Source organism: Nocardioides sp. P5_C9_2, from assembly GCF_054049555.1.
Genome location: NZ_JBFUMD010000272.1, coordinates 1 through 5,265, shown reverse-complemented (window position 1 = coordinate 5,265; position 5,265 = coordinate 1). Strand labels below are relative to the sequence as shown.

The window sequence follows — 5,265 nt, the reverse complement described above, 5'->3', positions numbered from 1 at the left end:
CGCTACGACTTCGACGGCGACGGCGAGTTCAACGAGGCCGACGGCTACATCGACCACTTCCAGGCCGTCCACGCCGGCGAGGGCGAGGAGGCCGGCGCCGACGAGGACGCCATCTGGTCGCACCGCTGGTACGTCAACACGGGCTACGGCACCACGGGCCCGGCCGTCGGCGCTGCCAACAACCTCGGCGGCGGCGCACAGATCGGCGGCTCGAAGTACTTCATCGGCGACTACACCGTGGAGCCCGAGAACGGCGGCCTGGGCGTCTTCGCCCACGAGTTCGGTCACGACCTCGGCCTGCCCGACTACTACGACACCGCGGGCGGCGAGAACGGCAGCTCCTTCTGGACGCTCATGTCGTCCGGCTCCTGGCTCAGCCACGGCGTCAACGCCCCCGAGGGCCAGGAGGGCATCGGCACCGTCCCGGGCCTCATGGGCCCGGAGGAGAAGCTCTTCCTCGGCTGGCTCGACTACTCCGAGGTGGATGCCGGCCAGAGCGGCACCTACAACCTGGGCCCGTCGCAGCACACCTACGACGGCGCCGACCAGGCGATCAAGGTCAACCTGCCCACCTCCTCGATCACCAACGACTACACGACGCCCCCGACCGGTGCGCACGCGTGGTGGTCGGGTCGCGGTGACGACCTGTCCAACACCCTGACCCGCACCGTCCCGGCGTCCTCGTCGGTGACCGTCACGGCGAAGGCGTGGTACGAGATCGAGGCGGGCTACGACTTCCTGTACGCCCAGTACTCCCTGGACGACGGCAAGACCTGGACCAACCTCGGATCCCCGGTCGACGGGTCCTCCCGCGACTCGTGGAAGGGCCTGCGCTACAGCTACAAGGCCGGCGGCCAGACGTCGAAGTTCCGCTTCCTGTACAAGACCGACGGCGGCTACAACGAGGCCGGCGCCTTCCTCGACGACATCGCGATCAAGAGCGGCGCGGGCACCTTCACCGATGGCGCCGAGGCAGGCGACAACGGGTGGACGGCCGAGGGCTKGAAGATCTCGACCGGGACGGACACGACGAACGCCGATCGCTACTACCTCATCGAGAACCGGCAGTACGTCGGCTACGACAAGACGCTGCAGGAGGGCCCGTACCAGTTCTCGAACGGCCTGACCAAGCCGAACCAGGTCGAGTTCTTCCCGTTCCAGGACGGCATGCTGGTCTGGTACGTCGACGAGTCGTACACCGACAACAACGTGTCCGCGCACCCCGGTGCCGGCGCCGCCATGGTCGTGGACGCCATGCCCGACTCGCTGACCTACCCCGACGGCACCAGCCCGAGCAACCGTCGCGAGCCGTTCGACGCCACCTTCGGCCTCGACACGGTCGACACGGTCTGCCTCCACAAGGAGGTGGCGGGCGGCACCAAGAAGGCGCCGACCGTGACGACGCTCTCGGCGTGTGGTGGCGGCGTGCCGCAGAAGGCCACGTTCGACGACACCGATCCGCTCGCCTACTACGCCGCTACGGCCCCGCAGAACTCGGTCAAGGTGGCAGGCATCGGCGTCAAGGCCACCGTCACGGCCGACGACGGCGAGTTCCTCACCGTCGCGGTCAGCAACCCGGCGGCCGTCCCGGCTCCCTGAGCCGGTCGGCACCACCCCGCACTACCCGCACCACCCGAGCCGGGGCCCCGCGTCGCGCGGGGCCCCGGTCCGCGTCTACCTGCGAGTAGGCTGCGGGCTCATCCATCGTGGGAGGACACATCACGTGAGCGTTGATCGCTTCGACTCGGGAGAGCCCCGGCCGCGCGGCGGCCGGATGCCGCGGCGCGAACGCCGCGCCCAGCTGCTCGAGTCCGCCCTCGAGGTCTTCGTCGCGCAGGGCTACCACGCGGCCGCGATGGACGACATCGCCGAGCGGGCCGGCGTCTCCAAGCCGGTGCTCTACCAGCACTTCCCGGGCAAGCTCGAGCTCTACCTGGCGCTGCTCGACACCTCCTGCGACACGATCATCGACAACTGCCGCCAGGCGTTGGCGGCGACCCAGGACAACAAGCGTCGCGTCGAGGCCACGATGGACGTGTTCTACACCTACGTCGCCGCCGACACCGGCGCCTTCCGGCTCGTCTTCGAGTCCGACCTGACCAGTGAGCCGGCGGTGCGCGAGCACGTCGACCGGGTCACCACCGAGTGCGCCACGATGATCGCCGAGGTCATCCACGAGGACACCGGCCTGCCCGACGGGCCCTCGCGGCTGCTCGCCGTCTCCCTGGTGGGAATGGCCCAGGTCAGTGCCCGGTTCTGGCTCACCGAGACGGCCGGCATCAGCCAGTCTGACGCGGCGGCGCTGGTCGCCGGGCTCGCCTGGCGCGGGATCCGCGGCTACCCCCTGGACCACTGACCTCAGGACCCGCTGGCTACCGTCACCACACACCCCCGTCGTACCAAGTGAAGGAGTTTCCCGTGGAGGTCAAGATCGGCGTCGAGCACGCCCCCCGCGAGCTGGTCGTCGAGACCGACGCCAGCCCCGAGGACATCGAGGCCCAGCTCGCCGAGGCCATCTCGTCGTCCGGCCTGTTCGCGTTCACCGACACCCGTGGGCGCCGCATCGCGGTGCCCGGCAGCAAGATCGCGTACGTCGAGATCGGTGGCGGCGTCGCCGGCGCCGTCGGCTACCGCTGACCCGCCGCAGCACCGGGGCCGACTGGGCCTCCGCGACTCGTTCACCCCTGTAGGGGGTCGGTGTTTGATCCCGACCCCCTACAGGACCATGATGCGAAATGTGCCGACATCTCGTCGGCGCGCGACCGCACCATCAGGGTGCGGCATCCGAAAGGCAGAACTCGTGGACATCCTGTGGCTCATCATCGGAGGCGTCGTGATCGGCCTCCTCGGCAAGCTCGTCGCCCCGGGCGACAAGGACAACATCCCGCTGTGGCTCACCGTCCTGTGCGGCATCGGCGGCATCATCCTCGGCTACTACATCTACGCCGCCTTCGGTGGCAACGGATCGAACGGTGTCGACTGGGTCCGCTGGATCGTCGCCATCATCACCTCGGCCGTCCTGGTCGTGATCGCCTCGACCGTCACGGGTCGCAACGCCGGTTCGYGCTCGCACGTCTGACGCAGACCGACCCGTACAGCACGGCGAAGGGCCCCGCACCGGCTGGTGCGGGGCCCTTCGTCACGTGTGGGGCCTGTCCGGGTGGGACGACGGGTCAGGAGTCGAGGCCGAGGTCGGCCATCCGCTGCGCGTGCCGCTCGGTGAGCCGGGTGAACATCCGCCCGAGCGCGGCGAGGTCCAGACCGGGACGGTCCACTCCCCCGGCGAGCAGGGCGCTGAGGGCGTCGCGCTCCGCGGCCACCCGCTGAGCCTGGATGAGCGCCTCGCCCATCAGGCGGCGCCCCCACAGGGCGAGCCGGCCCCCGAGCCGGGGGTCGACCTCGATGCCGGCACGCACCCGCTCGACGACGAACGAGGAGTGCCCGGAGTCGTCGAGGGCGTCGATGATGAGGTCGCGGGTGTCGGCGTCGAGGTACGCCGCGATCTCGCGGTAGAAGTCCGCGGCCAGGCCGTCGCCCACGTAGGCCTTGATCAGGCCCTCGTACCAGTCGGCGGGCGCCGTGTGGCGGTGGAAGGAGTCGAAGCCGGCGCGGAACGACTCCATCGCGGCGAACGGGTCCGCCCCCAGCGACTCGAGCCGCTCGCGCAGCCGCGTCAGGTGCCCGAACTCGGCGGCCGCCATCTCCCCGATCGCGACCTTGTCGGCCAGCGTCGGGGCCAGCTTGGCGTCCTCGGCGAGGCGTTCGAAGGCCGACAGCTCGCCGTACGCGATCGCTCCCAGGAGCTCGATCACGGCCTGCTGGTAGGCCGGGTCGTGGACCGCCCCACCGAGTGCCCCACCGGATTCCGGGCCGGCTGGCGCGCCGGAGGATTCAGTCATGTCCGCACCCTAGGGGATACAGTGGCCGCATCGAGCGCCACGCCGGAGCCCGAGCCCGCCGCCCTCGCACCACGCAGTGCAGCGGCCTCCGACCTCCCGGCGGACCGACCGGTCTCTCCCGGCGCCGACGCATGTGCGCGGCAGGCTTGCCTCTTCGGTCCGCCGCTCCCACGGACTCGAATCGACGAAAGCGAACCCGCATGACCACCTTCCGCGAGCTCGGCGTGCTGCCCGAGATCTGCGACGCGCTGGAGCGCGCCGGCATCACCACCCCCTTCGCCATCCAGGAGATGACCCTCTCGGTCGCCCTGATGGGCACCGACCTGATCGGCCAGGCCCGCACGGGCACCGGCAAGACCCTCGCCTTCGGCATCCCGGTGCTGCAGCGCAGCGTCACCATGACGGACCCGGCGTACGCCGACCTCCCGCAGGGCAAGCCGCAGGCCCTCATCGTGGCCCCGACCCGCGAGCTGGCGCTCCAGGTCTCCAACGACCTGCACCTGGCCAGCGCCGACCTCGGTCTGCGCGTGCTCACCGTCTACGGCGGCGTCGGCTACGACACCCAGCTCGACACCCTGGCCGCCGGCGTCGACATCGTGGTCGGCACCCCCGGTCGCCTCATCGACCTGGCCAACCGTCGGGCCCTCGACCTCTCCCACGTGCACGCGCTCGTGCTCGACGAGGCCGACGAGATGCTCGACCTCGGCTTCCTCCCCGACGTGGAGCGGCTGCTGAGCATGACGCCGGAGACGCGTCAGACGATGCTGTTCTCGGCCACCATGCCGGCCGCGATCGTGGCCCTGGCCCGCACCCACATGCGGCACCCGATGAACATCCGCGCGGAGTCGTCGTACGAGAACGCGACCGTGCCGGCCACCGCGCAGTTCATCTACCTCGCCCACGACCTCGACAAGCCGGAGATCATCGGCCGTGTCCTGCAAGCCGACGACGCGGAGAAGATGATCGTCTTCACCCGCACCAAGCGTCAGGCCCAGCGCATCGCCGACGACCTGGCCGAGCGCGGCTTCGCCGCCGCCCCGCTGCACGGCGACATGGCCCAGATCGCCCGCGAGAAGGCGCTCGCCAAGTTCCGTGAGGACAAGCTCAAGGTGCTCGTCTGCACCGACGTCGCCGCCCGCGGCATCGACGTGCGCGGCGTCTCGCACGTCGTCAACTACACGTGCCCCGAGGACGACAAGACCTACGTCCACCGCATCGGCCGCACCGGTCGCGCCGGCGCCACCGGTACGGCGATCACGCTGGTCGACTGGCCGGACATCGCCCGGTGGAAGATGATCAACAAGACGCTTGACCTGCCGTTCCCCGAGCCCACCGAGACGTACTCGACGTCCGAGCACCTCTTCCA

The 5,265-nt window shown here is 70.2% G+C and carries 6 protein-coding genes; 5 read left to right on the top strand and 1 reads right to left on the bottom strand.

Translation table 11 applies throughout. The features are described from left to right. The 4 genes from ACXJKL_RS13720 to ACXJKL_RS13705 all read left to right on the top strand — a co-directional run. The coding region (locus ACXJKL_RS13720) for an immune inhibitor A domain-containing protein (protein WP_457207599.1) at nucleotides 1-1,599 on the top strand (1,599 nt) is incomplete at its 5' end. A gap of 175 nt (nucleotides 1,600-1,774) precedes the next feature. After that, nucleotides 1,775-2,356 (top strand): TetR/AcrR family transcriptional regulator, encoded by a 582-nt coding sequence (locus ACXJKL_RS13715; protein WP_056928231.1) that lies wholly within the window; start codon nucleotides 1,775-1,777, stop codon nucleotides 2,354-2,356. 62 nt (nucleotides 2,357-2,418) lie between these two features. Beyond that, nucleotides 2,419-2,637: a DUF3107 domain-containing protein gene (locus ACXJKL_RS13710; RefSeq protein WP_457207598.1), complete on the top strand. Its 219-nt coding sequence runs from the start codon at nucleotides 2,419-2,421 to the stop codon at nucleotides 2,635-2,637. Between the two features lie 163 nt (nucleotides 2,638-2,800). Next, nucleotides 2,801-3,079, top strand: coding sequence for a GlsB/YeaQ/YmgE family stress response membrane protein (locus ACXJKL_RS13705; RefSeq protein ID WP_457207597.1), 279 nt, complete (start codon nucleotides 2,801-2,803; stop codon nucleotides 3,077-3,079). Nucleotides 3,080-3,173: 94 nt separating this feature from the next. Here the strand turns inward: ACXJKL_RS13705 and ACXJKL_RS13700 are convergent, their stop codons facing one another. Then, entirely contained in the window at nucleotides 3,174-3,899 is a 726-nt protein-coding gene (locus ACXJKL_RS13700; RefSeq protein WP_457207596.1) for a ferritin-like fold-containing protein, read from the bottom strand. A gap of 200 nt (nucleotides 3,900-4,099) precedes the next feature. Between ACXJKL_RS13700 and ACXJKL_RS13695 the strand changes: the two genes are divergently transcribed. Further along, nucleotides 4,100-5,265, top strand: a 1,166-nt coding sequence (locus ACXJKL_RS13695) for a DEAD/DEAH box helicase (protein WP_457207595.1), incomplete at its 3' end; no start/stop codon positions are given.